The 22,845-nt window shown below is 62.4% G+C and carries 24 protein-coding genes and 1 tRNA gene; 13 read left to right on the top strand and 12 right to left on the bottom strand.

Annotation, left to right across the window (positions count from 1 at the left end; all coding sequences use genetic code 11):
- Nucleotides 1-8 precede the first annotated feature (8 nt).
- Nucleotides 9-1,643: a hypothetical protein gene (locus tag ACN9M3_RS05790; protein WP_426321137.1), complete on the top strand. Its 1,635-nt coding sequence runs from the start codon at nt 9-11 to the stop codon at nt 1,641-1,643.
- On the opposite strand, the gene mltA is transcribed toward ACN9M3_RS05790, so the two are convergent.
- Nucleotides 1,640-2,872, bottom strand: coding sequence for a murein transglycosylase A (gene mltA / locus ACN9M3_RS05785; RefSeq protein WP_426321135.1), 1,233 nt, complete (start codon nt 2,870-2,872; stop codon nt 1,640-1,642). The two genes, ACN9M3_RS05790 and mltA, sit on opposite strands and share 4 nt — an antisense overlap.
- Nucleotides 2,873-2,989: 117 nt before the next feature.
- On the bottom strand, nt 2,990-3,364 hold the full coding sequence (apaG, locus tag ACN9M3_RS05780) for a Co2+/Mg2+ efflux protein ApaG (protein WP_342115459.1): 375 nt from the start codon (nt 3,362-3,364) through the stop codon (nt 2,990-2,992).
- 103 nt (nt 3,365-3,467) lie between these two features.
- Between apaG and rpe the strand changes: the two genes are divergently transcribed.
- The 7 genes from rpe (at nt 3,468) to trpC (ending at nt 9,623) form a co-directional block, all read left to right on the top strand.
- Entirely contained in the window at nt 3,468-4,133 is a 666-nt protein-coding gene (rpe, locus tag ACN9M3_RS05775) for a ribulose-phosphate 3-epimerase (RefSeq protein ID WP_130315645.1), read from the top strand.
- A gap of 2 nt (nt 4,134-4,135) precedes the next feature.
- A complete protein-coding gene (locus tag ACN9M3_RS05770; protein ID WP_426321132.1) occupies nt 4,136-4,831 on the top strand; it encodes a phosphoglycolate phosphatase in 696 nt (231 codons plus the stop codon).
- Between the two features lie 184 nt (nt 4,832-5,015).
- The gene (gene trpE, locus ACN9M3_RS05765; RefSeq protein ID WP_426168442.1) at nt 5,016-6,512 is read left to right on the top strand and encodes an anthranilate synthase component I; all 1,497 of its coding nucleotides are present in this window, start codon (nt 5,016-5,018) and stop codon (nt 6,510-6,512) included.
- A gap of 1 nt (nt 6,513) precedes the next feature.
- Nucleotides 6,514-7,080, top strand: coding sequence for an anthranilate synthase component II (locus ACN9M3_RS05760; protein ID WP_055938512.1), 567 nt, complete (start codon nt 6,514-6,516; stop codon nt 7,078-7,080).
- 14 nt (nt 7,081-7,094) lie between these two features.
- Nucleotides 7,095-8,132, top strand: a complete 1,038-nt coding sequence (gene trpD, locus ACN9M3_RS05755) for an anthranilate phosphoribosyltransferase (protein ID WP_426168438.1) — start codon at nt 7,095-7,097, stop codon at nt 8,130-8,132.
- Between the two features lie 3 nt (nt 8,133-8,135).
- Nucleotides 8,136-8,813 (top strand): LysE family translocator, encoded by a 678-nt coding sequence (locus tag ACN9M3_RS05750; RefSeq protein ID WP_426321129.1) that lies wholly within the window; start codon nt 8,136-8,138, stop codon nt 8,811-8,813.
- Between the two features lie 9 nt (nt 8,814-8,822).
- The gene (gene trpC / locus ACN9M3_RS05745) at nt 8,823-9,623 is read left to right on the top strand and encodes an indole-3-glycerol phosphate synthase TrpC (RefSeq protein ID WP_426321127.1); all 801 of its coding nucleotides are present in this window, start codon (nt 8,823-8,825) and stop codon (nt 9,621-9,623) included.
- On the opposite strand, the gene ACN9M3_RS05740 is transcribed toward trpC, so the two are convergent.
- The 10 genes from ACN9M3_RS05740 to ACN9M3_RS05695 form a co-directional block, all read right to left on the bottom strand.
- On the bottom strand, nt 9,616-11,139 hold the full coding sequence (locus ACN9M3_RS05740) for a hypothetical protein (RefSeq protein ID WP_426321125.1): 1,524 nt from the start codon (nt 11,137-11,139) through the stop codon (nt 9,616-9,618). The genes trpC and ACN9M3_RS05740 overlap by 8 nt on opposite strands.
- Before the next feature lie 54 nt (nt 11,140-11,193).
- Nucleotides 11,194-12,360: a hypothetical protein gene (locus tag ACN9M3_RS05735; protein WP_426321123.1), complete on the bottom strand. Its 1,167-nt coding sequence runs from the start codon at nt 12,358-12,360 to the stop codon at nt 11,194-11,196.
- Nucleotides 12,361-12,462: 102 nt separating this feature from the next.
- Nucleotides 12,463-12,600, bottom strand: coding sequence for a diguanylate cyclase domain-containing protein (locus ACN9M3_RS05730; RefSeq protein ID WP_426323692.1), 138 nt, complete (start codon nt 12,598-12,600; stop codon nt 12,463-12,465).
- Between the two features lie 75 nt (nt 12,601-12,675).
- Nucleotides 12,676-12,915: a hypothetical protein gene (locus ACN9M3_RS05725; RefSeq protein WP_426168426.1), complete on the bottom strand. Its 240-nt coding sequence runs from the start codon at nt 12,913-12,915 to the stop codon at nt 12,676-12,678.
- An 88-nt stretch (nt 12,916-13,003) separates the two neighbouring features.
- Nucleotides 13,004-14,791, bottom strand: a complete 1,788-nt coding sequence (locus tag ACN9M3_RS05720; protein WP_426321121.1) for a M61 family metallopeptidase — start codon at nt 14,789-14,791, stop codon at nt 13,004-13,006.
- Nucleotides 14,788-15,411, bottom strand: coding sequence for a nucleotidyltransferase family protein (locus ACN9M3_RS05715; protein ID WP_426321119.1), 624 nt, complete (start codon nt 15,409-15,411; stop codon nt 14,788-14,790). The genes ACN9M3_RS05720 and ACN9M3_RS05715 overlap by 4 nt, the downstream gene beginning before the upstream one ends.
- Before the next feature lie 14 nt (nt 15,412-15,425).
- Complete coding sequence (locus ACN9M3_RS05710) at nt 15,426-17,630, bottom strand: molybdopterin cofactor-binding domain-containing protein (protein ID WP_426321117.1); 2,205 nt, start codon at nt 17,628-17,630, stop codon at nt 15,426-15,428.
- 11 nt (nt 17,631-17,641) lie between these two features.
- Nucleotides 17,642-18,100 carry a (2Fe-2S)-binding protein gene (locus tag ACN9M3_RS05705; RefSeq protein WP_426168417.1) on the bottom strand — a complete coding sequence of 153 codons (459 nt, stop codon included), beginning with the start codon at nt 18,098-18,100 and terminating at the stop codon, nt 17,642-17,644.
- 63 nt (nt 18,101-18,163) lie between these two features.
- Nucleotides 18,164-18,886, bottom strand: a complete 723-nt coding sequence (locus ACN9M3_RS05700; protein WP_426321115.1) for a DsbC family protein — start codon at nt 18,884-18,886, stop codon at nt 18,164-18,166.
- Nucleotides 18,887-18,899: 13 nt separating this feature from the next.
- Nucleotides 18,900-20,105, bottom strand: coding sequence for an FAD-dependent monooxygenase (locus ACN9M3_RS05695; RefSeq protein ID WP_426321113.1), 1,206 nt, complete (start codon nt 20,103-20,105; stop codon nt 18,900-18,902).
- 75 nt (nt 20,106-20,180) lie between these two features.
- Here ACN9M3_RS05695 and ACN9M3_RS05690 point away from each other — a divergent pair.
- The 5 genes from ACN9M3_RS05690 (at nt 20,181) to ACN9M3_RS05670 (ending at nt 22,811) form a co-directional block, all read left to right on the top strand.
- Nucleotides 20,181-20,256, top strand: a tRNA-Phe gene (locus tag ACN9M3_RS05690).
- Between the two features lie 226 nt (nt 20,257-20,482).
- Nucleotides 20,483-21,073 carry an outer membrane beta-barrel protein gene (locus ACN9M3_RS05685; RefSeq protein WP_426321111.1) on the top strand — a complete coding sequence of 197 codons (591 nt, stop codon included), beginning with the start codon at nt 20,483-20,485 and terminating at the stop codon, nt 21,071-21,073.
- Nucleotides 21,074-21,318: 245 nt separating this feature from the next.
- On the top strand, nt 21,319-21,399 hold the full coding sequence (locus ACN9M3_RS05680; protein WP_426323690.1) for a PEP-CTERM sorting domain-containing protein: 81 nt from the start codon (nt 21,319-21,321) through the stop codon (nt 21,397-21,399).
- 115 nt (nt 21,400-21,514) lie between these two features.
- A complete protein-coding gene (locus tag ACN9M3_RS05675; protein WP_426168406.1) occupies nt 21,515-21,871 on the top strand; it encodes an ArsR/SmtB family transcription factor in 357 nt (118 codons plus the stop codon).
- A complete protein-coding gene (locus ACN9M3_RS05670) occupies nt 21,864-22,811 on the top strand; it encodes an SRPBCC family protein (RefSeq protein WP_426321108.1) in 948 nt (315 codons plus the stop codon). Before ACN9M3_RS05675 ends, ACN9M3_RS05670 begins: the two co-directional genes overlap by 8 nt.
- Nucleotides 22,812-22,845 lie beyond the last annotated feature (34 nt).

The raw sequence follows: 22,845 nt of genomic DNA, 5'->3' as shown, positions 1-22,845 counted from the left end.
GGGTCAGAATGAAGCACCTCGGCTTACTGGCAGGGCTGGCACTGGCGATGTCTGGCGCCGCTGCCGAAAACGTACACGTCACTGTCCGCCTGGCGGCTCCCGACGCATTGGAAGTCAGCTACGAGCTGCCCGCCGCCTGCACGCAACTGCCGTTCCTGAAGACTGGCGCCGGCGCTGCCGAGATACGCTCGCACTGGCAAGCTGTCGGCGAGTGCGGCAAAGCTGGCGGTGACGCACTGGCGCGCGGCGCCAACAATTGCAAGGCGCTCGCCTTCCTCATCCCTGCCACGACCAACAAGGTCGAGGGATATCCCGGTTCCTTCCCTACCGGCGAAGGTATCTACGCGCATATGTCGAACTATGCTGTCACCGAGGCCTGTGGAGCGGTGATTTACCGCTTTGCTGCGCCCGGCAGCATACTGACAGGTTTGGCGCGGCACGAAGGAAGCGCAACTGCCCACGCCGATGCGCCGGCACTGCTGTTCCCGGCCCGCTTGCCGGCGGCAGGCACGAGCCTCGACTACTACGATCCGGCGCTGCCGCCCGCCACTGTGACGCAATTGCGCGAGCGGGCCGACCGCACTGCGAAGTGGCTGAACAACCGCATGCCGGGAGCACAGTTCAGGCGCCCGATCATTGCTGCCACCATGGCAAAGGAGCCGGGCGGACCGAATATTGACGGAAGCGCCGGCGACATCCTCCATCTGGCGCTGTTCAACTGGCCTGCCGAGCCATCGCCGGAGGTATCCCGCCTTGCCAACAAGCTGGTGGCGCATGAAATGAGCCACCGCTTCCAGATCCGCGACGCCGTGGACATCTACGACGATTCGCGCCTGATCAACGAGGGTATCGGCGAATTCCTGCGCTGGCTGGTGTCCGTGCACGAAGGCTGGTTGACGCCGCAGGAAGCCGCGAACGAACTGGATGATGCTCTCGCCGCCTGCATGCTGATCGCCGACGACCGCCGCTGGCATGCTATCTCCCCCGCGGAGATCGGCGGCACGCGCCTGGAGTACGAATGTGGCCTGCCGGCCTTTGTTTACGCCTTGGCGGCACGCCAGGGCAAGGGTGACGCCGTCGCGCGCATCGACGACTTTTACCGCCAGCTTCGCAATGGCGCCAAGCCGGACCTGGCCCAGGCAATGGAATGCGGAAGCCAGGCCTGCAAGGCAATGGTGCTCCCGGCAGTGCTGGATGGCTCCGGCGCAATGCGCGACGAATGGTCGCGCGTGCTCGATCAGACAGGGTTGGCCAAGCCGGTGGCGCCGACGCAGCGCCAGACCGACGCGATGATGCTGCGGGCGCTGACCAAGCTGGTGCGCGAAGACTGCAAGGGCAAGCGCAGCATGACGCCCACCAGCACCAGCATCCTGGTCGATACCCTGCCTTCGTGCACGACCTTGCGCCAGGATGTGGAAGTGGTGCAGGTCGAGAGAAAGCCGCTGTTTGGCGGCATGCAGGCCTTGCCGGCCATCTCGCAGGCATGCGCCGCGCGGCATGAAGTGGTGCTGGGTTTGAAGGACGGCGCTACGCTGCCCGTTCCCTGCCGCTCTCCCTACCAGGCAAGCGCGCGCATGTATGCTGCCGATATCGGCAAGATCATGCGCGCGCTGAATGTGCCCGATGCGCAGGGCAAGCGTTAGCGGGCGAGCTTGGGCAACAGCACCCAGATACTGCCGCGCTGTTTCATGCGGCCGGCGAAATCGGCAGCTTCCGAACCAAAGCCGAAGAACAGGTCAAGACGGATGGCGCCCTTGATGGCGCCGCCGGTATCCTGCGCCAGCATCAGCCTTTGCAGCGGCAGCTCATCGTCGCCAGGCAGCGTGGTATTCAGGTAGACCGGGGCTCCCAGCGGAAGCTGGCTGCGGTCGATCGCCACGGAACGCTGCGGCGTCAGCGGCACGTTCAGCGTCCCTTTCGGGCCGACCTTCGGGTCGGGCAGCTTTTCTTCCTTGAAGAAGACGTAGCTTGGATTGGCATTGAACAGCTCCTGCTGGCGCGTCGGGTGGCCGTCGATCCAGGCCTTGATGCCTTGCGCAGTGGCTTGTTCAGCGGTCAGCTCACCCTTCTGCACCAGCCATTTGCCGATCGACTGGTACGGCCGGCCATTCTGGTCGGCATAGGCAACGCGCACGGTATCGCCGTCAGGCAGTTGCACACGGCCGGAACCCTGCACTTCCAGGAAGAAGGCCTCGACCGAATCGTCCACCCACAGCAGCTCGTTGCCCGGCAAGCCCGTACGGCTGATTTCTTCTCGCGCCGGATAGGGCACGACGCGCTTGCCTTTCAGGCGGCCGCGTACACGCTTGCCCGCCAGTTCGGGATAGACCGAGCCGACATCGATGATGACCATATCGTCCGGCACCTTGTACAACGGTGTCTGGTAAGGGCCGCCCTTCTTGCGGGCGCCGCGCAGCAGCGGTTCGTAATAGCCGGTAATCAGGCCGGTATTGCTGCCATCCGGCGCGACCACTTGGTGCGGGTCGAAGAAGGATTCAAAGAACAGGCGGATGGCAGCCTGGCTATTGGCGTCCACGGTCTTGGCGATCGCGCAGGGTTCCTTCCAGTCTGCTCCGCTTGCCAGCTTGGAGCAGGACAGCATGAAGGCCGGCCATGCAGCGCGCAGGTCGTCACGATCCCAGCCCGGCAAGTCGGAGAAGCGGGCGGGAATGAATTCCGCTTTGGCAGGCGGGGTCGGTGCGGCCGGCACGGTGGGTTGGACCGGCGGCTGGGCCGGCGTGGCAGGCGCAGTCGGCGTGACAGGGGCAGGCTGCGACGGTTTGGCAGGCGGCGGTGGTGGAGTGACGCAACCGGCCAGCACTAACGCGACGGCGGTGGCGCAAACGGGTAAACTACGGCGTGTCAAAAACATGAGGTGTTGTCTATGATTTATCTGATGCTTGAAGCGCTGGTGGCGCTCTTCCTTCTGGTATTCATCGTCTGGTGGACGCTGCCGCCCAACAAAAAGAAGAAGGACGGCGAGAAGTAACTAGTGCAGGGTTCGCGGCAAGGACAGCACGAATTCAGGAATCTTGGTTTCAAACTGGTGGCCGTCTTCAGCCACGCAGAAATATTCCCCATACATGGAGCCCTGCGGCGTGCGCAACTGCGTGCCGCTGGTGTACTCGAACACCTCGCCCGGCGCCAGCAATGGCTGATGGCCGACGACGCCCAGGCCGCGTACTTCTTCAATATGGTTGTTCGCATCGGTGATCACCCAGTGACGGGAGATCAGCTGGGCCGGCACGGTGCCGGTGTTCTTGATGGTGATCGTGTAAGTGAACACGAAATTGGTGCGGTCCGGATTGGACTGTTCCGGCAGGTACTGCGTGCGTACCTCGACCGCAAACTCATACTGGGCCATAAGGGTTTCCTTCATAACAATTGGGCAATTCTAGTCCAAGCAATCGGACAGCGTCCGCACAGCAGCGTAAAATAACGCATCTTTTTTTCTCAGCCGACCAGCCATGACCACTTTCCGTATCGCTCCGAGCATCCTGTCCGCCGACTTCGCCCGCCTGGGTGAAGAGGTTCGCAACGTAGTTGCCGCTGGCGCCGACATCATCCACTTCGACGTCATGGACAACCACTACGTGCCTAACCTCACCGTCGGCCCGCTGGTCTGCCAGGCGATCCGCCCGCACGTGCAAGTGCCGATCGACGTGCACCTGATGGTCAAGCCGGTCGACCGCATCATCCCTGATTTCGCCAAGGCTGGCGCCAACATCATCACCTTCCATCCGGAAGCGTCCGACCACATCGACCGTTCGCTGCAACTGATCCGCGACAACGGCTGCAAGGCTGGCCTGGTGTTCAATCCTGCCACCCCACTGAGCTACCTGGATCACGTGATGGACAAGATCGACATGATCCTGATCATGTCGGTGAACCCGGGCTTCGGCGGCCAGTCCTTCATCCCGCAGGCGCTGAAGAAGATCGCCGAAGCGCGCCGCCGCATCGACGAATCCGGCCGCGACATCATGCTGGAAGTCGACGGCGGCATCAAGATCGACAACATCAAGGCCGCGGCAGAAGCCGGCGCCGACACCTTCGTGGCTGGTTCCGCGATCTTCGGCCAGCCTGACTACAAGGCCGTGATTGACGCGATGCGCGGCCAACTGGCTTCGCTGTAAGAATGGCGGCGGTCCTGCGCGGCGTAAGGGCCGCCATCATTGACCTCGACGGCACGATGCTCGACACGATGCCGGACTTCGAAGTGGCCATCAACCTGATGCGCGAAGAACTGGGGCTGGCGCCCATTACGGTCGCGCAGATCGAACTGATGGTCGGCAAAGGGTCGGAGAACCTGGTGCGGCGCGTGCTCGCACTGGACCACGACGATGCCGGCGTCGAGCAGCACTTCCCGGCCGCGATGGAAGCCTACCAGCGCCACTACCTGGTCATCAATGGCCGGCACAGCGAAGTATATGCCGACGTGGTGGCGGGCCTGGAGCGCATGCGTGCGGACGGGCTGCGCCTGGCCTGCGTGACCAATAAGCCGGTGGCATTCGCCGAGCCGCTGCTTGCGCTGAAGGGCCTGGACGGCTACTTCGAAGTGCTGTTCGGCGGCGATTCCTTCGAAAAGAAGAAACCCCACCCCCTGCCCTTGCTGAAGGCCTGCGAATTTTTCGACTTGCCGCCGGCGCAGGTGGTGGCGATTGGCGACTCCTCGAACGACGCCGAAGCGGCCCGCGCGGCTGGCTGTCCTGTGCTGACTGTGCCATATGGATATAACCACGGCGTGGGTATACACGAAACAGATTCCGATGGTATAGTTGACACGCTGCTTCATGCAGCTGCCTTGATTAGCACGCAAAACGACGCTATCTGACCGAAATGTTTCTCAACAAAAGACACAATGTAACCCACCGGGGCTCGATTGAGGCCTGGCTGTGGCGACGCTGGCAATCCTGACTTAGTCCCGATTGCTGTCGGCGCACGTGCGTGTCACTGCTCCGGCAGGTTTTTTGTAACCGAACCGCCACCACCACATCCATGGCGGAATGGAGAGAAACATGACCGAACTCGAATTCAAATCCCTGGCCGCGGAAGGCTACAACCGTATTCCTTTGATCGCGGAAGCTTTCGCCGACCTGGAAACCCCGCTCACCCTGTACCTCAAGCTGGCCCAGACCCAGAACTACGGCAAGAACACCTTCCTGCTGGAGTCGGTGGTGGGCGGCGAGCGTTTCGGCCGCTACTCCTTCATCGGCCTGCCTGCCAATACCCTGCTGCGCAGCACCGGCAAGCTGACCGAGATCGTCAAGAACGGCCAGGTGATCGAGACCCACGAGGGCAATCCCCTCGAATTCATTGAGCAATACCAGGCGCGCTTCAAAGTAGCCGTGCGTCCCGGCATGCCGCGCTTCTGCGGCGGCCTGGCCGGCTACTTCGGCTACGACACCGTGCGCCATATTGAAAAGACCCTGGCCAGGACGCAGCCGAAGGACGACCTGGGCCTGCCGGAAATCCAGTTGATGGTGACCGAGGAACTGGCCGTCATCGACAACCTGTCCGGCAAGTTGTACCTGATCGTCTACGCCGATCCGCAGCAGCCGGAAGCCTTCGCCAAGGCCCGCCAGCGCCTCAAAGACCTGCGCGCCCTGCTGCGGCGCGGTGTCGATGCGCCGGTCACCACGCCGTCGGTACGCACCGAGACCATCCGCGACTTCGCCAAAGAGGATTACCTGAAGGCCGTCGCCAAGGCACACGAATATATCCTGGCGGGCGACCTGATGCAGGTGCAGATCGGCCAGCGCATCCGCAAGCCATACGTGGATTCGCCGCTCACGCTGTACCGCTCCCTGCGTTCGCTGAACCCGTCGCCGTACATGTACTTCTACAATTTCGGCGACATGCAGATCGTTGGTGCGTCGCCGGAAATCCTGGTGCGCAACGAGACCCTGGCTGACGGCGAAAAGAAAGTCACGCTGCGCCCGATCGCCGGCACCCGCCCGCGCGGCAATACGCCGGAACGCGATGCGGCGCTGGCCGAAGAACTGCTGAACGATCCGAAGGAAGTGGCGGAACACGTGATGCTGATCGACCTGGCCCGCAATGACCTGGGCCGCATCTCCGAAACCGGCAGCGTGAAGCTGACCGACAAGATGGTGATCGAGAAGTACTCGCACGTGCAGCACATCGTCTCCAACGTGGAGGGCAAGCTGAAGAAAGGCATGTCCAACCTCGACGTGCTGCGCGCCACCTTCCCTGCCGGCACCCTGACCGGTGCGCCGAAAGTGCGTGCGATGGAAATCATCGACGAACTGGAAATCTGCAAGCGCGGCATCTACGGCGGCGCCTGCGGCTACCTGTCCTTCGGCGGCGAAATGGACGTGGCAATTGCGATCCGCACCGGCGTGATCAAGGACGGCATGCTGTACGTGCAGGCCGCCGCCGGCATCGTCGCCGACTCGATACCGGAAATGGAATGGCAGGAAACTGAAAACAAGGCGCGCGCCGTGCTGCGCGCGGCCGAGCAAGTGCAAGATGGCCTGGATGGGGAGTTCTGAAATGCTGCTGATGATCGACAACTACGACTCCTTCACCTACAACATCGTGCAGTATTTCGGCGAGCTGGGCGAAGACGTGCGCGTGCACCGCAACGACGAAATCACCATCGCCGAAATCGAAGCATTGAATCCCGACCGCATCTGCATCTCGCCGGGTCCGAAAGACCCGTCGCAGGCGGGCATTTCGCTGGAAGTGCTGAAGCACTTCGCGGGCAAGAAACCTATCCTGGGCGTCTGCCTGGGACACCAGGCCATCGGCGAAGCCTTTGGCGGCAAAGTTATCCGCGCCAAGCAAGTCATGCATGGCAAAACTTCTCTTATCGCGCATACGGGTGTGGGCGTGTTCCAGGGCTTATCCAGCCCGTTCACGGTAATCCGCTACCACTCTTTGGCAATCGAGCGATCCTCGCTGCCTTCCTGCCTGGAAGTCACAGCCTGGACCGACGACGGCGAAATCATGGGCGTGCGGCACAAGGAATACGACATCGAGGGCGTGCAGTTCCACCCCGAGTCCATCCTGTCCGAGCACGGCCACGCCTTGCTGAAGAATTTCCTCGATCGCAAATAAGAGAAGGAAGCATCATGCCTATCACGCATCAAGAAGCACTGGTTCGCTGCATCGAACACCGTGAGATTTTCCACGACGAGATGCTGTACCTGTTCCGCCAGATCATGTCGGGCGAAATGTCGCCAGTCATGGTGGCTGCCCTGACCATGGGCTTGCGCGTCAAGAAGGAAACCATCGGCGAGATCACCGCTGCGGCACAGGTCATGCGCGAGTTCTCGACCAAGGTCCCGATGGCCGATACCACCAACCTGGTGGATATCGTCGGCACCGGCGGCGATGGCGCGCACACGTTCAATATTTCTTCCGCTTCGATGTTTGTCGCCGCTGCCGCCGGTGCGCGCGTGGCCAAGCATGGCGGACGCTCCGTGTCGTCCTCCTCGGGCAGCGCCGACCTGATCGAATCGCTGGGCGCGAACATCAACCTGAAGCCGGAACAGATCGCGCAGTCGATCGCGCAGACCGGCATCGGCTTCATGTTCGCGCCAAATCACCACGCTGCGATGAAGCATGTGGCGCCGGTGCGCCGCGAACTGGGCGTGCGCTCCATCTTCAATATCCTTGGCCCGCTGACCAATCCAGCCGGCGCCCCGAACATCCTGATGGGCGTGTTCCACCCGGACCTGGTGGGTATCCAGGTGCGCGTGCTGCAGCGTTTGGGCGCGCAGCATGCGGTGGTCGTCTATGGCCGCGACAATATGGATGAAGTGTCGCTGGGCGCAGGCACCATGGTGGGTGAACTGGTCAACGGCGAAATCCGCGAGTATGAAATCCATCCTGAAGATTTCGGCCTGTCGATGATCGCTTCGCGCAACCTCAAGGTGGCGGATGCCACCGAATCGAAGGCGCGCGTGATGGAAGCCCTGCACGGCGAACCGGGGCCTGCGTCGGATATCGTGGCGCTGAATGCTGGCACCGCCTTGTATGCGGCCGGCGTAGCCTCGTCCATCGAGGACGGGCTGGCGCGGGCACGAACGGCTGTGTCGTCCGGCGCCGCGGTGGCCAAGCTGGAACAGTTCGTTCGCGTCACGCAGGAACTCGGCCGGGAGGGTTAAGCGATGTTCGGCATCCATGACCTGACGCTGTTTGTGATCTCCGGTCTGCTGCTGAACATCATGCCGGGACCGGATTCGCTGCTGATCATGGCGCGCAGCGCTAGCCAGGGCTGGCGTGCTGGTTGCGCTGCGGCGCTGGGGGTCGGCGCGGGCACCATGCTGCACATCGGCGCGGCAGCGCTTGGCCTGTCGGCCCTGCTGGCTACCTCCGCCACCGCCTTCACCGTTGTCAAATGGGTGGGCGCGGCGTATATCGTCTGGTGCGGCATCGGCATGCTGCGGGCGCGGCTTAAGGCCGATAAAACCGGCACACCGGTGTCTGACCCATTGGGTCAGACACCGCCCTACCGGTTTGCGCCGCAGGCGAATCTGCCCTACCGCAAAATCTTCGCGCAAGGCTTCCTGACCAATGTCCTGAACCCGAAAGTCGCGTTGTTCTTCCTGGCATTCGTGCCGCAGTTTATCGACGTGGACGCGGCCAACAAGCCGCTGGCCTTCCTGGTCCTTGGCTGCATCTTCAATTTCAACGGCATGCTGTGGTGTAACAGCCTTGCCATCTTCACCGCCTTCGCAAGCGCGCGGCTGAAGGTCAAACCACTGGTGGCGCTGTGGCTGAACCGCGCGACCGGCAGCCTGTTCATCGCGCTTGGCGCGCGCCTGGCCCTGGCCGAACAACATTAAAGAATCATCATGTCCGACATCCTGAACAAAATCCTTGCCGTGAAGGCCGACGAAGTAGCGGCGGCCAAGAAGCACCGCAGCCTGCAATCCCTGCGCGACGAAGTCGAAGGCGACAAGGAACTGCGCGCCGGCCTGCGCGGCTTTGAAGCCAGCCTGCGCAGCAAGATCGAAGCCGGCCAGGCCGGCGTGATCGCCGAGGTGAAGAAAGCATCGCCATCGAAAGGCGTGCTGCGCCCAGACTTCCGCCCAGCCGAAATCGCCGGCAGCTACGCCAGTGCCGGCGCGGCCTGCCTGTCGGTACTGACCGACGTGAATTTCTTCCAGGGCTCGAACGAATACCTAAAACAGGCGCGCGCTGCCTGCGACATTCCCGTCCTGCGCAAGGACTTCATGGTCGACATGTACCAGATCTATGAAGCGCGTGCCATGGGCGCCGACTGCATCCTGCTGATCGTGTCCGCGCTGGACCATGGCCTGATGGCGGAAATGGAAGCCTGCTCCCACGAATTGGGCATGGACGTTCTGATCGAATCGCACGATGGCGACGAGCTGGCCGCGGCGCTGGACCTCAAGAGCCGCCTGATCGGCATCAACAACCGCAACCTGCGCACCTTCGACGTGACGCTGGACACCACGCTCGACCTGCTGTCGCGTATTCCGCAAGAACGCATGGTCATCACCGAATCCGGCATCATGACGCCAGCCGACGTGCAGCGCATGCGCGAACGCAACGTGCACGCCTTCCTGGTCGGCGAAGCCTTCATGCGCGCGCCCGATCCGGGAGCCGAGCTGCGCAAGCTGTTCAATTAAAGCCGCAACGCTGCGATTTCATGGCGCCCGCGCGGCGCCATTCAGTAAACAGGCCCATCGACCTTGGCTCGAAAATGGTAAGGGTCTGGCCATCGAGACTGAGCTTGAAGGTCTCGATGTGCTCAACCTTCATCCAGGGCTTGTCCGCCAGTGGCACCTGCCAAACAAAACTGCGGTTGCGCACAGCCCATTCGCCCTGCTCCTGCTTGACCTTGTCCTCCTGGCCTTGCAGCGGCAGAACGGAATAGTTGCCGTCATCCCGCATCACCACCCTGCCATTCGGGCCAAGTTTGCTGGACTCCCATATGCCGACGATAGCGCAAGGCTGCGGATGGCTGCCAAGCGCCGCGTCGATATATTTTTCAGCCGCCTGCTTCCCGGCGCCGATCAAGCCAGCCACGCCCAAAGCGGCGAGCAGGCCGGTCATGGTCGACGGCAGCAAGCCGCTGTCTCCGCCGCGCAAGCGGACCATGTCGTCGTAGGCGGCGCCAAACCAGCCGGCCCCGATTTCATTTTCACGCAAGGCCACTTTACCGCGCCGTATCATCAGCAGCAGCACGAGGATATTGGCGAGCGGGATGATGATCAGGACCATCGCCAGGATCCGCATCACGATATTCGACCCTGCTCCCTTGGCCAGGCGGTAGACGGCAGCCATTGCCAGGGCGGTAACGCCCAGCGCCAGCAAGAGCTTCGGCCAACCGGCCAGGTCGCGGAAAAAGTATCCCGTGACAAGGTATAGCACGGTCGCGTACACCGTCAGGCGCAGGCCATCGGCCAGCATGAAGAGGCGCGGGTCGGCGCCGGCCAAGGAACAGGTTTCCGGCTCCGGTTCCGGCTCGCGGCGCGATCGCGGCGGCATGGCCGGCCTGACGTCGACCGGTGCCAGGGATACGCCCGGCGCTGCCGCAGCTTTCCCTGCAGCGGCAGGCCGCGCCGGGGGCGCGCTTGGCGGCGGGGGTTCAGGATGCACCACGCGGTCATGCTCAAGCGCCATCGTCGCCTGGCAGCCAGCGCGCTCCTTCAGCGCAAGCACATAGTATTGGGCCTGGGCTCGCAGTACCCCTTTTTTGACGATCTTGCGCCGTCCTCCGGACAACAGCGCCAGCATTTCCGTTACCGGCTTTTGCATCAAAGCGGCAAGGCGATTGGCAGCTTCGCCCAGCGCCACGCCCGGCGCGGGCCCTTCCAGCACTACCTGGTAAGTCGGGGGACGATGCACTGCGCCAGACTGGTTGTCCACCACGGTCAGGCCCAATTCGCCGGCAAGGTAAAGCACATGCGGAACAACTTCCTGCTTGCGGTAGTCCACGGTCAAGCGGCCGGTATCACCGGCGAAATGACAATCCGACCAGGGCGTGTCCGGAAAAAGGGCTGTCAGCTTGTCGTGAAAGCGCTTCAACAAGGCGGATGGCGGCTGCTCACCGCTTTCTTGCCGCAACCTGTTCATGAAGGGAAAAACGTCCAGGTCCGCTTCCGGGGTGGCGACCGACGCCAGTTGAATCTGGTAACTCATGCGCTGCGAAAGCAGGAACGGCTGGCCGCGTAACGCTGGCCAGCCACCGCGATCTCAAAGAATCTGGTTGATGAAGGCGTAGCCCCCAACTGCTGCGAGAACCAGCAGTGCGAGCAGTAATTTGGTGGAAGGCAGCATGCCGTCACGGCCGCCCAGCTCACGCACCTCGTCCGCATCCAGCAAGGAGTTGCGGGTAGTAAGGCCATTCTCTTTCAAGACACCCGCCGCGCGGAAATAGGTCCACGCGACCATCAGGGTGCCCGGGCCCGGTACGAATGCCAGCATCGCAAACACCAGGGTGCGAAGCAGGCCGGAACCGATCGCCTGGGCAAGCCGGACCACCGCAATGGCGCCCAGCGCGCTCATCGCCAGCGCGAACGACATCATGAACGGCGACTTGATGCGAAGGACCATGACCAGCACAAGCAGGACCATGCTGCCAACCAGCGATGCGGCGGCCATGCGCTGGGATTCGGCGGCCTGGAACATTTGCTCGTCAGGCTCGATGCCGACGATTTCCGGCTGGTCGAAGGTGGGCGCCTGAGGCACTTGCGCCACGCGCGCCGGCGGCGGACTTGGCGCCCTCGAGGCAACGTGACCCGGGGCCTTGTGAACGGACTTGACCGCGGCCTTGCGCGGCTCCGCCGAAACCGTGGCACGGCAGCTGGCGCGCTCGCGCAAGGCGGTCACATAGACTTCGGCCTGTGCGCGGGTGAGGCCCTTCTTGACCAGGGTGCGGCGGCGCGAATGCAGCAGCAGCACCATCTGCGGGAGCGGCTGGTTCATCAACTCCGCAAGCTGGGTCGCGGCGGTTTCGACTTCCACGCCCTCCAGCGGACCTTCCAGCACGACCTGGTAAGCCTGCGGGCGGTGCACCGCACCGTTTTGCTCGTCCACCACGGTCACGCCCAGGTCGCTGGCGATACGCAGCACGTGAGGAATCACTTCGTCATGGCGGCGCGAGATCGCCACGCTGCCATAACCGCCTTTGAAATTGTCTGCCAGCGGGCCGTCCGCCCAGGGGCAGTTCTCAACGGCCTTGTCCCCGGCGCCATAGCTGGTCAGGCAGGGGAACAGCTTCAGGATGGCGTCGCGAAAACTCTTCAACTGCTGGGATGGCGCAATACTGATGGTTGCGCCGGCAATCTGTTCCAGGAATGGGAGAACTTCCGCATCGTTGGCGGGAACTTCGCGCGCGACGATGTGCAGTAGATAAGTCATAAATTAAACGTAGCCAAACTCGTAATGAGTGATGGTAAATTACCGGCGAGCAAAAGAATAGTCTGTGCGGCATGAAAACGACAGCCGCCAACGTGGCGACAGTCAGGCCGCCAAAGGTGTAGGGGCCGCGATTTCAGTACGGTTGCGCCCGTTTGCCTTGGCGCGGTACAGGGCGGCGTCGGCGCGCGACGACAAGCTGTCAAGGGACTCACCCAAAGTTTGCTGGCTGGCAATACCGATGCTGATTGTGCAATTTGGAAATCCCGGCTGTTAACATTCCTGCAATTGCGACTGGGTCCGCCGCCTGGCCGCTGATTAACATGGCCGCCACGCCGCGTGGAATATCGTCCATCCCGGCGGCTCGCCGAAAAAGCGCCGCGTCCCCACCATCGACAAGCCGATGCCCCACATCAGGAAGGTATTGGCCGCAGGCAGTACCGCTTCGTCGGGCAGCATGCCGCGCGACAGGAACAGCCCACCTGCGCCAACCATGCAAAGCAGCCCGCAGGCCCAGTGCCCAACGCCGGCGACCTCGCGCCGGAAGCTCGCAAGCATGGAATACCATGCCTACCGCCAGCACGCGCAGGCCAGCGTGGTGGTGAACAGGATGGTGAACGGATCCAGCGCGAACGTCACGGCGCCATCAGGCGGTCGGGCGGCGCAGGCTGGTTTTCTGCTGCTCCACGGCGATGGTGATGCCCGGCACGCGATCGCCTTGCAGCACCACGTCGAAGGCCATCAGCTCGTCGCGGCGGAAGGCATGCACCTGCACGGTTTCGCCGACCTTGTAGCGCGACAGCAGGCCATCCACGTTGGACGGGTTTCCGCTGACGCGCAGGCCGTCGATGGCCACCAGCAGGTCGTTGGCCGACAGGCCGGCCTTCTGCGCGGCGCCGCCATCATGCACGGCACTCAGCTTGCAGTCGGTGCCCTCGCGGCCGAGGTTGACGTCCAGGCCAGGCTTGGACGCCTTGCGTTCGTCCTTGTAGCCCACGCCGAATTGAGGCAGCAGCTTGGCCAGCGGCACGTCTTCGGTGCCGCGGATGTATTTGTCGAAGAAAGTCTTCAGCTTGAAGCCAGCCACGTTGTCGAACAGCGCTTCCACTTCTTCCGGCGTCACGCCGCGCGGCTTGCCGTTGTAGAAATCCCGGCCGAACTTCTGCCACAGCGCGCGCATGATGTCGTCCAGCGAGCGCTTGCCATTAGTCTTGGCACGAATGGTCAGGTCCAGGCCCAGGCCGATCAGCGAGCCCTTGGCGTAGTAGCTGACGATGGCATTCGGCGAGTTCTCGTCCTGGCGGTAGTACTTGCCCCAGGCGTCGAAGCTGGAATCGGCCACGCTTTGCTTGGTGCGGCCGCTGCCGCGCAGCACGGCGCCGACAGTCTTGCCCAGCATCTTGAAGTAGCCTTCTTCCGACAGCAGGCCGGCACGCACCAGCAACAGGTCGTCGTAGTAGCTGGTAAACCCTTCGAACAGCCAGAGCAGCGGAGTGTAGTTCTCTGCCTGGTAATCGTAAGGAGCAAACACCGCCGGCTTGATGCGCTTGACGTTCCAGGTGTGGAAGTATTCGTGGCTGCACAGGCCCAGGAACTTCATATAGCCTTCGCTCGGCTCCTTGCCTTTCTGCGCTGTGGTGGGCAAGTCGGCACGGGAGCAGAACAGCGCCGTGGAGGCGCGGTGTTCCAGGCCGCCGTAGCCGTCGCCCACCACCATCGTCATGAACACGTAGCGGTCCATCGGCGCCTTCTTCGTGCGTGGCTCGAAGAAGGCGATCTGCGTCTCGCAGATCTGCTTCAGGTCGGCGCAAACGCGGGCAATGTCGAGGTTTGGCACGCGTCCGGTGAACACCACGTCGTGCTGCACGCCTAGCGCCTTGAAGCTGGCCATCTCGAACGTGCCCATTTCCACCGGGCTGTCGATCAATTCGTCGTAGTCCTGCGCGACGTAAGTGCCAAAGCCGTAGCGCCTGGCTTTCAATTCCTTCAATGCGGTGGCAACCCGCCATTTGGACGCTGCTTCATGGGCAGGCCGCTGGATGTCGACCACGTGCGGCTCGCCTTCCTGACCAAGGGCGCGCAGGAACACGCTGGTGCCGTTGAAGAAGCCGTGCGTTTGGTCAAGGTGGGCGGCGCGCACCGAAAGGTCCCAGGCATAGACTTCGTAATGCACGGTAAGCTTGCCCTTGCAGGGCTCGGCTTGCCACGAGTGCTTGTCCAGCTTCGACAGTTCGACCGGCTGGCCGCCTGCCTCGGCGCGGATCTGCACGATGTTGCGCGAGAATTCGCGGATCATGTAGCTGCCGGGGATCCAAGCTGGCAGCACCAGGACCTGGCCTTCCGCCGCTGGCGCTTCAATGGTCATCGTGACCTGGAACATATGGGTTGCCGGGTCTTTGGCGGCGATGGTGTAGCTGATTTTTTTGTTTTTCATTGGATGTCGGATGGCGTGTCGATGTCCTGCAGGATGCCGGGATCGTCCACCATCAGTTCGTTAACCGGGTTGTTCTTCAAGATGCTGCGGGCGCCCTGGTCTCCGGCCAGCGCCAGCAAGGCATGCAGGTGGACGCGGCCGAAGGCAACCGGGTTGCCGCGTTGGCCATCGTGCACCGGCGCTGCGATCGTCGTTGCGGTTGTCACGGCATCCGCCAGCGCCGCCATCGTGGCCGGCTGCACATAAGGCATGTCGGCCAGCGCAATCAGCCAGCCCCCGGCGTCCTGCGCGCGCCGCACGCCGCATGCCAGCGAGGCGGCCATGCCCTCGCCCGCGTTTTCGCAAACGGCAACTTCGCAGCCAAGGCCGCGTAAAAGATTGGCCGTGGCCGCGTCTTCCGCGCGAACTACCGCTATTACGCGCGGCACCGCGGCCTGCAAGGCGCGGGCACTGGCCACGACGACCGGCTCGCCATTCGGCAGCGCCTGCAGCAGCTTATAGCGCTCGCCGGTCGGATCGAAACGGCTGCCGCGGCCTGCAGCCAGCAAGATGCCTGCAACGGCGCCAGCGCCAGCGTCCGCAGCAGCGGCGGACGCGTGGGCGGGGTCGGGAGCGGCCACGTGCTATGCCTGCCTTACGCCTTGGCCAGGTCGAACGGCAGCTTGCGTACGCGTTTGCCGGTCAGCTTGAACACTGCGTTGGCCAGCGCCGGCGCCAGCGGCGGCAAGCCCGGTTCGCCCATGCCGGTAGGATTGTCGGTCGATGCGACGGTGAACACTTCCACCACCGGCATGTCCGTCATGCGCGCTACCGTGTAGTCGCTGAAATTCGACTGCTCGACCAGGCCATCCTTCAGCGTGATCGCCGCGCCAGGCAAGGTGGTGCCCAGTCCCATCAGCGCGGCGCCCTGCACCTGCGCTTCGATGGTCATCGGGTTCACCGGCAGGTTGCAATGCACGCCTGCTGTCACCTTGTGCACCTTGGGCTGGCCATTCCTGATGGACGCCACCACGACGTAGGCCACCGAGGTTTCGAACGATTCATGCAGCGCCACGCCCCAGGCCTGGCCTTTCGGCAATTTGGTCTTGCCGTAGCCCGACTTCTCGACCGCCAGGTTCAGCGCCGCCAACTGGCGCGCATGCTTGGGATCGATCAGCTTGCGGCGATACTCCACCGGGTCCATTTTGGCGACATGCGCCGCTTCGTCAATCAGCGTCTCCATCACGAAGGCGGTGTGGGTCGAGCCCACGGAGCGCCACCACAGCACCGGCACATTGGCCTTCACGTTATGCACGCTCAGGTTCATCGGCACCGAGTACGGATCGCCCATGCCCTCGACCATCGTCGCGTCCACGCCGTCCTTGACCATCATCGGCTCGAACGGCGTGCCGGTAATGATGGACTGGCCAACGATCACATGATTCCAGCCCACGATATTGCCCTTGGCGTCGAAGCCGATATCGGCTTGGTGCACATGCGAAGGACGGTAGTAGCCGCCCTTGATATCGTCCTCGCGGCTCCAGATCAGCTTGACCGGACCCTTGCCCCAAGCCTTGGCCACGTTCACGGCTTCCACGATGTAGTCGGAAGTCGGCACCGCGCGGCGGCCGAAACCGCCGCCGGCCATCATGGTGTTCAACGTGACCTTGTCCGGCGTCAGGCCGGCCGCCTTGGCCGCTGCCACCGCGTCCAGCGTCTGGAACTGGCTGCCAGCCCAGATGGTGCAGGAGTCGCCCTTCAGGTCGACCACGCAGTTCAAAGGCTCCATCGGCGCGTGCGCCAGGTAAGGGAATTCATAGGTCGCGCTGATCTTTTTCGGCGCCTTGGCGATGGCCGCAATATCGGCCTTCTTCACCGGCATTCCGGCCTTCTTCGCCAGGGCCTTGTACTCGGCCAGCTGCTTCTTGCTGCTGACTTTTTCCAGGCCCTCGGTATCCCATTCGACCACCAGGGCCTCGCGCCCCTGCCTGGCCGGCCAGTAGCCATTCGCCACCACGGCCAGGCCGCTGCCGCCACGGTCGGTATCGACCTTGATCACGTCGATCACGCCCGGAATGGCCTTGGCCTTGGCCGCATCGAACTTCTTCACCTTGCCCCCAAAGACAGGCGGACGCGCCACCACCACAACCTTGGTGCCTTCCGGCTTGAAGTCCATGCCAAATTGCTGCGTGCCGGTCGACTTCGCGCGCGCATCCAGGCGCGGCGTCGGCTTGCCGATGATGGTGAAGTCCTTCTGGTCTTTCAGCTTGACTTCGGTCGGCACCGGCTGCTTCATCGCCGCATCGGCCATCGCGCCATACGTCGCGCTCTGGCCGGATGGTCCGGTCAGCAAGCCTTTCGACGCGCGTACCTGCGAAACTGGCACTTTCCACTGCTCGGCCGCCGCGGCAACCAGCATGGCGCGCGCACGGGCGCCGATTTCACGGTGCTGCTGCCAGGAATGCTTGACGGCGGTGGAACCGCCCGTCATCTGGATGCCGAAGTTGGGGTCTTTATAGGGGTCGCCGGCTGGCGCCAGCGAAGAGCGCACCTGCGACCAGTCCGCATCCAGCTCCTCGGCGATCAGCATCGGCAGCGCCGTATGCACGCCCTGGCCGAATTCGAGCCGGTTGACCTGGATGGTGACGGTATTATCCGGTGCGATATGCAGGAAGGCGTTGGGCGCCACTGGCGGCTTGGCCGGGGCATCGGCGGCCAGTGCCCGGGCAAAGCGCCCGCCGTTGCTGGCCACGTAGAAGCCGAGGATCAGGCCACTGCCGGCCTTGAGGAAAGTACGGCGCGACACTCCTTCAGAAGCCACGCCGTCCGCTTGAGCTGCCATGAACCATTCTTTGCGCATGGCCGTCTCCCTCAAGCGATGGATTTCGCGGCGTCCTTGATGGCGGCGCGGATCCGTTGATAGGTACCACAGCGGCAGATATTGCCCGACATGGCATTGTCGATATCGCTGTCAGTCGGCGCCTTGTTGGTGCGCAGCAGCGCCGTTGCGCTCATCACCTGGCCGCTCTGGCAGTAGCCACATTGCGGTACATCGTGCTTGACCCAGGCATCCTGCACCGCCTTGCCCACCTTGTCGGCAGACATGGCTTCAATGGTGGTGATCTTCTGGCCCACCGCCGCCGAAATCGGCGTCACGCAGGAGCGGATTGCCTGGCCTTCCAGATGCACTGTGCACGCACCGCACATCGCCATGCCGCAGCCGAACTTGGTGCCGGTCATATTGAGGTTGTCGCGCAAGGCCCACAGGATAGGCGTAGAAGGGTCGGCGTCGACTTGCACGTCGCGCCCGTTGATGTTCAATGTGACCATGCCAGCTCCCTAGTTAAGGTATCTCCGGGTACAGGTCCGGTTGCCGGACCCGAGCCCGCGTTTTTACTTGATGGTGGCGAACTTTGCTTCCAGCGTACGCTGGTCAACTGCTCCTGCAATGCGGCTGCCGTCGGCGAAGAAGATCGCAGGCGTGCCATTGATGCTCATTTTCTGGCCCAGGGCCAGTACCTTGTCGTTCGGCGCGGTGCAGCCGTTCGGCGCAACCGGCGCGGCCTTGCCGTTCAACATCCAGTCATCCCACGCCTTGTTGCGGTCGGCCGAGCACCAGATGTTCTGCGATTTGGCAAATGAATCCGGCGACAGGATGTTGTACAGGAAGGTGTAGACGGTCACATTGTCCATATTGGCCAGCGTGGTCTGGCGGAAGCGCTTGCAATAGCCGCAGTTCGGGTCTTCGAAGATCGCCATCACGCGCTTGCCGTTGCCCTTGACGGTCTTCAGCGCCAGTTCGAACGGCAGGTCGTCGAACTTGATCTTGTTCAGGTCATCGATGCGGGCCTGGGTCAGGTCGGTCCGGGTCTGCAGGTCAAGGATATGCCCTTCCACCAGGTAGCGCCCGGTCGGGTCCGCGTAGCGCACCTCATTGCCGATGGCGACTTCGTACATCCCAGGGATCGGAGACTTCTTGACGGAGTCGATCTTGACGCCGTTCAGGCGCTCGGCCAGGGCTTTGCGCAGTTGCGCTTCTTCTTTTGCGTTCTGCGCATCCGCACAGGACATCAGCATGACCGAAGCCAATGCCAATACCAGCTTACTCTTATTCATTAAGTTCTCCGCTTTACAGCTTTCCGAGGGCATGTGAAATCAGCCGGCGCTTTACGCCCGGCAATTTATCCAGCAAGTTTAGCCCGAAATTGCGCACTGCGCGCACCGGTTCGAGATCGGTGCCGAACAGGCGCTCCAGGCCATCCGTGGTGGCCAGCATCAGGCTCACTTCTTCCTTGCGTGCGCGGGCATAACGCGCCAGCACGCGGTCATCGCCGATGGAGCGGTGTTCTTCCCGCTCCGCCACGGCCTTGACCAGTTCCTGCACCTCGCCGAAGCCCAGGTTCATGCCATGCCCGGCCAGCGGGTGCACCACGTGGGCGGCGTCCCCCACCAGGGCCACGCGCGGCGCCACCATCGCATGGGGGCGCATCAAGCGCAAAGGGAAGGCCTTGACGACTTCCGGCTGCAGCGGGGTCAGCTTGCCCAGCTTCTCCTGCGCAAAAGCAGCCAGCCTTTCGGCCAGCGCTGTAGCACCTTCGCGGCACAGGGAATCGGCCAGCATGTCCGGCGCCGACCATACCAGCGAGACCTGCCTGCCCGGCAGCGGCAGCAAGGCGACAATGCCCTGCTCGCCGGTGAACCACTGGTGTGCGACACCGTGATGCGGCAATTCGCAGGCAAAGTTGGACACCACGCCGCTCTGGTTATAAGGACGGTAATCCAGGCCGATATCGCACTGGCCGCGCACCCAGGACTGGGCGCCGTCGGCGCCAACCACCAGCGAAGCGCCAAGGTGGGAACCATCGTCCAGGGTGATCACGGCGCCCTGCTCGTCATGCTTCAGCGCGACGGCCTTGCCTTGCACGAAATGCACGTTCTGCGCGAAACGCAGCGCTGCATCCAGGGCCTGGTTCAGGTTGCGGTCTTCCACGATCCAGCACAGGGTGCCGGTGTGGGCGCCGTAGGCATCGAAGTTCAGCGCGCCGGCCTTGCTGCCGTCGCCATTGACCAGCATGGCGTCGACCGGGGCGATGCGCGACTGATCCATCGCTCCCCATACTTTCAGCGAATCGAGCAGGCGGTGGGCAGTATGGTTGAGGGCGAACACGCGGACGTCCCAGCTCGCCTCGTCCGGGCGCATCGGCGCCGGGGGTGGGCCAAGCACAGTTACGCTCAATCCGGACTGGGCAAACGCAAGGGCTGCCGTCTTGGCTATGGCGCCATTGCCGACGATGCAGACCGCGGTCTGCACATGGTGATGCGTGGGCTTGTTCATCCGCGCATTATAGCTTTCCCTCAATGGAAAAAGGCTATTGCAAACCAAGGATTCCCTGCTATAATGCTGCCTCTTGGCCTGGTAGCTCAGTTGGTAGAGCAGAGGACTGAAAATCCTTGTGTCGGTGGTTCGATTCCGCCCCGGGCCACCAAGAATAAAAAGTGAAAACGCCGACCCTAGTGGTCGGCGTTTTCGTTTTGTGCGCCCGCCTTTTGACTTTGTGAGAATTAGCGCATTTTCCAAAGGTATCAACATGATACTATCTCGCGCTTACTTTCCTCCCGGCAAATAATATGACCGATATGCCGGATGGCAAGCTACCTCAGTACCCCTGGGTAATGCCTTTTCCCACACTTTCAAAACAAGAGATCTTTAGCATGAAACAAGCTGTATTCGCCCTCGCCGCACTGGCAATCGCCTCCTCCTCCTACGCCCAGGACGCTGCTGCCCCGGCTCAAACCGTGCGTCCCTTCGTCGGCCTCGGCGCCAGCGCTGGCGGCGACAAACTGGCCACTGCCGAGTACACCAATGGCGATACCGCCAGCATCCGTGCCGGCTCCGGCGTCTATTTCACCGGCGGCCTGGACTTCCGCATCAATGAGCAGTTTTCGGCGCAAACCAGCGTCAACTTCCACGTGGATAACCAGTCTGCGCGCAACGGCGACCTGCACTTCAACCGCTTCCCGATCGAAGCCCTGGCTTTCTACCATATCGACCCGCAATGGAAGATTGGCACCGGCCTGCGCTACGTCACGGGCGCCAAGCTGAGCGGCAGCGGCGCGGCCGAAATCGAGGACGTGAAGTTCGACAACACCCTGAGCGCTGTGGTGGAAGGGGAGTACCTGTTCACGCCGCACATCAGCATCAAACTGCGTTACGTGAATGAGAAATTTGAAGTCAAGAACCGCTACAACAAAGTTGAAGTGAAAGCCAACCACGTTGGCATTTCGGGCAACTACTACTTCTGATGTGAATCGGCATTCGCCCATCACTCGCGGATCGCCCCGGTCTGCGAGCGTGGGGATGTCGGAAAACTTTGCACATTAACTGTAAAGCAACGAATTTCACGAGTAAAACAAATCGTGACCGCTTGTAACTACAAGTGAAAACGGTAATGTTGTTGTTATGATGCGCGCGTCCAGGGCAACTGGCTTCCCCGTTCGAGTTCAACGACCTGAGCTTCTCCTTCACCAACACCACGACGCCGAATGACGTGCCAGAGCCAGCCAGCATGCTGCTGCTATCCCTGGGCTTGGCGGGAATCGCCGTTTCGCGCCGCAAGCCTCGCAAGTAAGCTGAACGCTCCTTGAAAACGCCGATCCTCGCGATCGGCGTTTTTCTTTCTTGACGGCGCCCGTTCTCCGACTTATATTAAACCAATCGGTTAATTAAATGATTGGTGAAATTCGATGCAAGACGCGCTCAGCCAAACTTTTTCTGCCCTGGCAGACCCGACACGGCGTGCCATGCTGGCGCGGCTGTCGCAGGGTGAGGCCAACGTTTCCGACCTGGCCCAGCCCTTCCTGGACGAGATGAGCTTGCCCGCCATTACCAAGCATTTGCAGGTACTGGAAAAAGCCGGCCTCATTACCAAGACGCGCAAGGCGCAGTGGCGCTCTTGCAAAATCAATGGCGATGGCCTGAAGGATGCCGCCGACTGGATGGAGCCATACCGCGTGTTCTGGGAAGAGAGTTTCGACCGCCTCGATGCCTACCTGAAAACCGTTACCGCAAAAAACCCACCTAAAGGAGACGAAAATGGCTGAATTCAGCGCCCCGAATGAGATTCGCATTATCCGCACCTATGACGCGCCGGTGCAGGCGGTATGGGATGCGTGGACCGATCCGGCCCAGGTCGCGCAATGGTGGGGGCCGCGCGGCTTTACGCTGACCACGCACAGCAAGGACTTGCGCGTCGGCGGCACGTGGCGCTACACCATGCACGGCCCGGACGGTACCGATTTCCCGAACAAGACCACCTACCATGTGGTGGAGCCGCTGCACAAGCTGGTCTACGACCACGGCGCCACGGACGACACGCCGCCGCTGTTCCGCGTCACGGTGCTGTTCGCCGAGGTCGATGGCAGGACCCGCATGGACATGACCATGGCCCTGGCCGATGCGGAAGCCGCCGCCCAGACCCGCCAGTTCATCAGGCACGCCAACGGCGATTCGACCTGGGACCGGCTGGCGGAATACCTGGGCAAGCGCTTGGCGGACGAAGACAAGTTCGTCATCAATCGCAGCTTCGAAGCGCCACTGGAGACTGTATTCGACATGTGGACCAGGCCAGAACACCTGGCCCGCTGGCTTCCGCCAACCGGCATGGAAATGCGCTTCCTGCGCGCAGACATCCGCACCGGAGGCGAGTCGCTTTACTGCATGAGCAATGCGGCCATCACCATGTATGGCCGCGCCCATTACAAGGAAATCCGCCGCCCCAACCTGCTGGTCTACACCCAGCAATTCTGCGACGAGAACGAGAAGATCGCACGCCACCCGATGGCGCCGGTATGGCCGGAAACCATGCGCACCACGGTGCAATTTGCTGCCGAAACCCCTGAGCGCACCAGGGTTACCGTGACGTGGGAAGTGGAAGGCAAAGCCACGGCGGCAGAATTGGCAGCCTTCCTTGAACACCGTGCCAGCATGACGCAGGGATGGAGCGGGTCCTTTGACAAGCTGGAAGCGCTGCTCAGCGCTTGACGGAAGCCCCGCCGCGCAGCGCGGCGGGGGTGGC

It is taken from the genome of Pseudoduganella sp. R-43 (assembly GCF_049913255.1).
Classification (GTDB): domain Bacteria; phylum Pseudomonadota; class Gammaproteobacteria; order Burkholderiales; family Burkholderiaceae_D; genus Rugamonas.
Note: the sequence above shows the minus strand (reverse complement) of the source record. Positions and strands in the feature narration are given on the sequence as shown.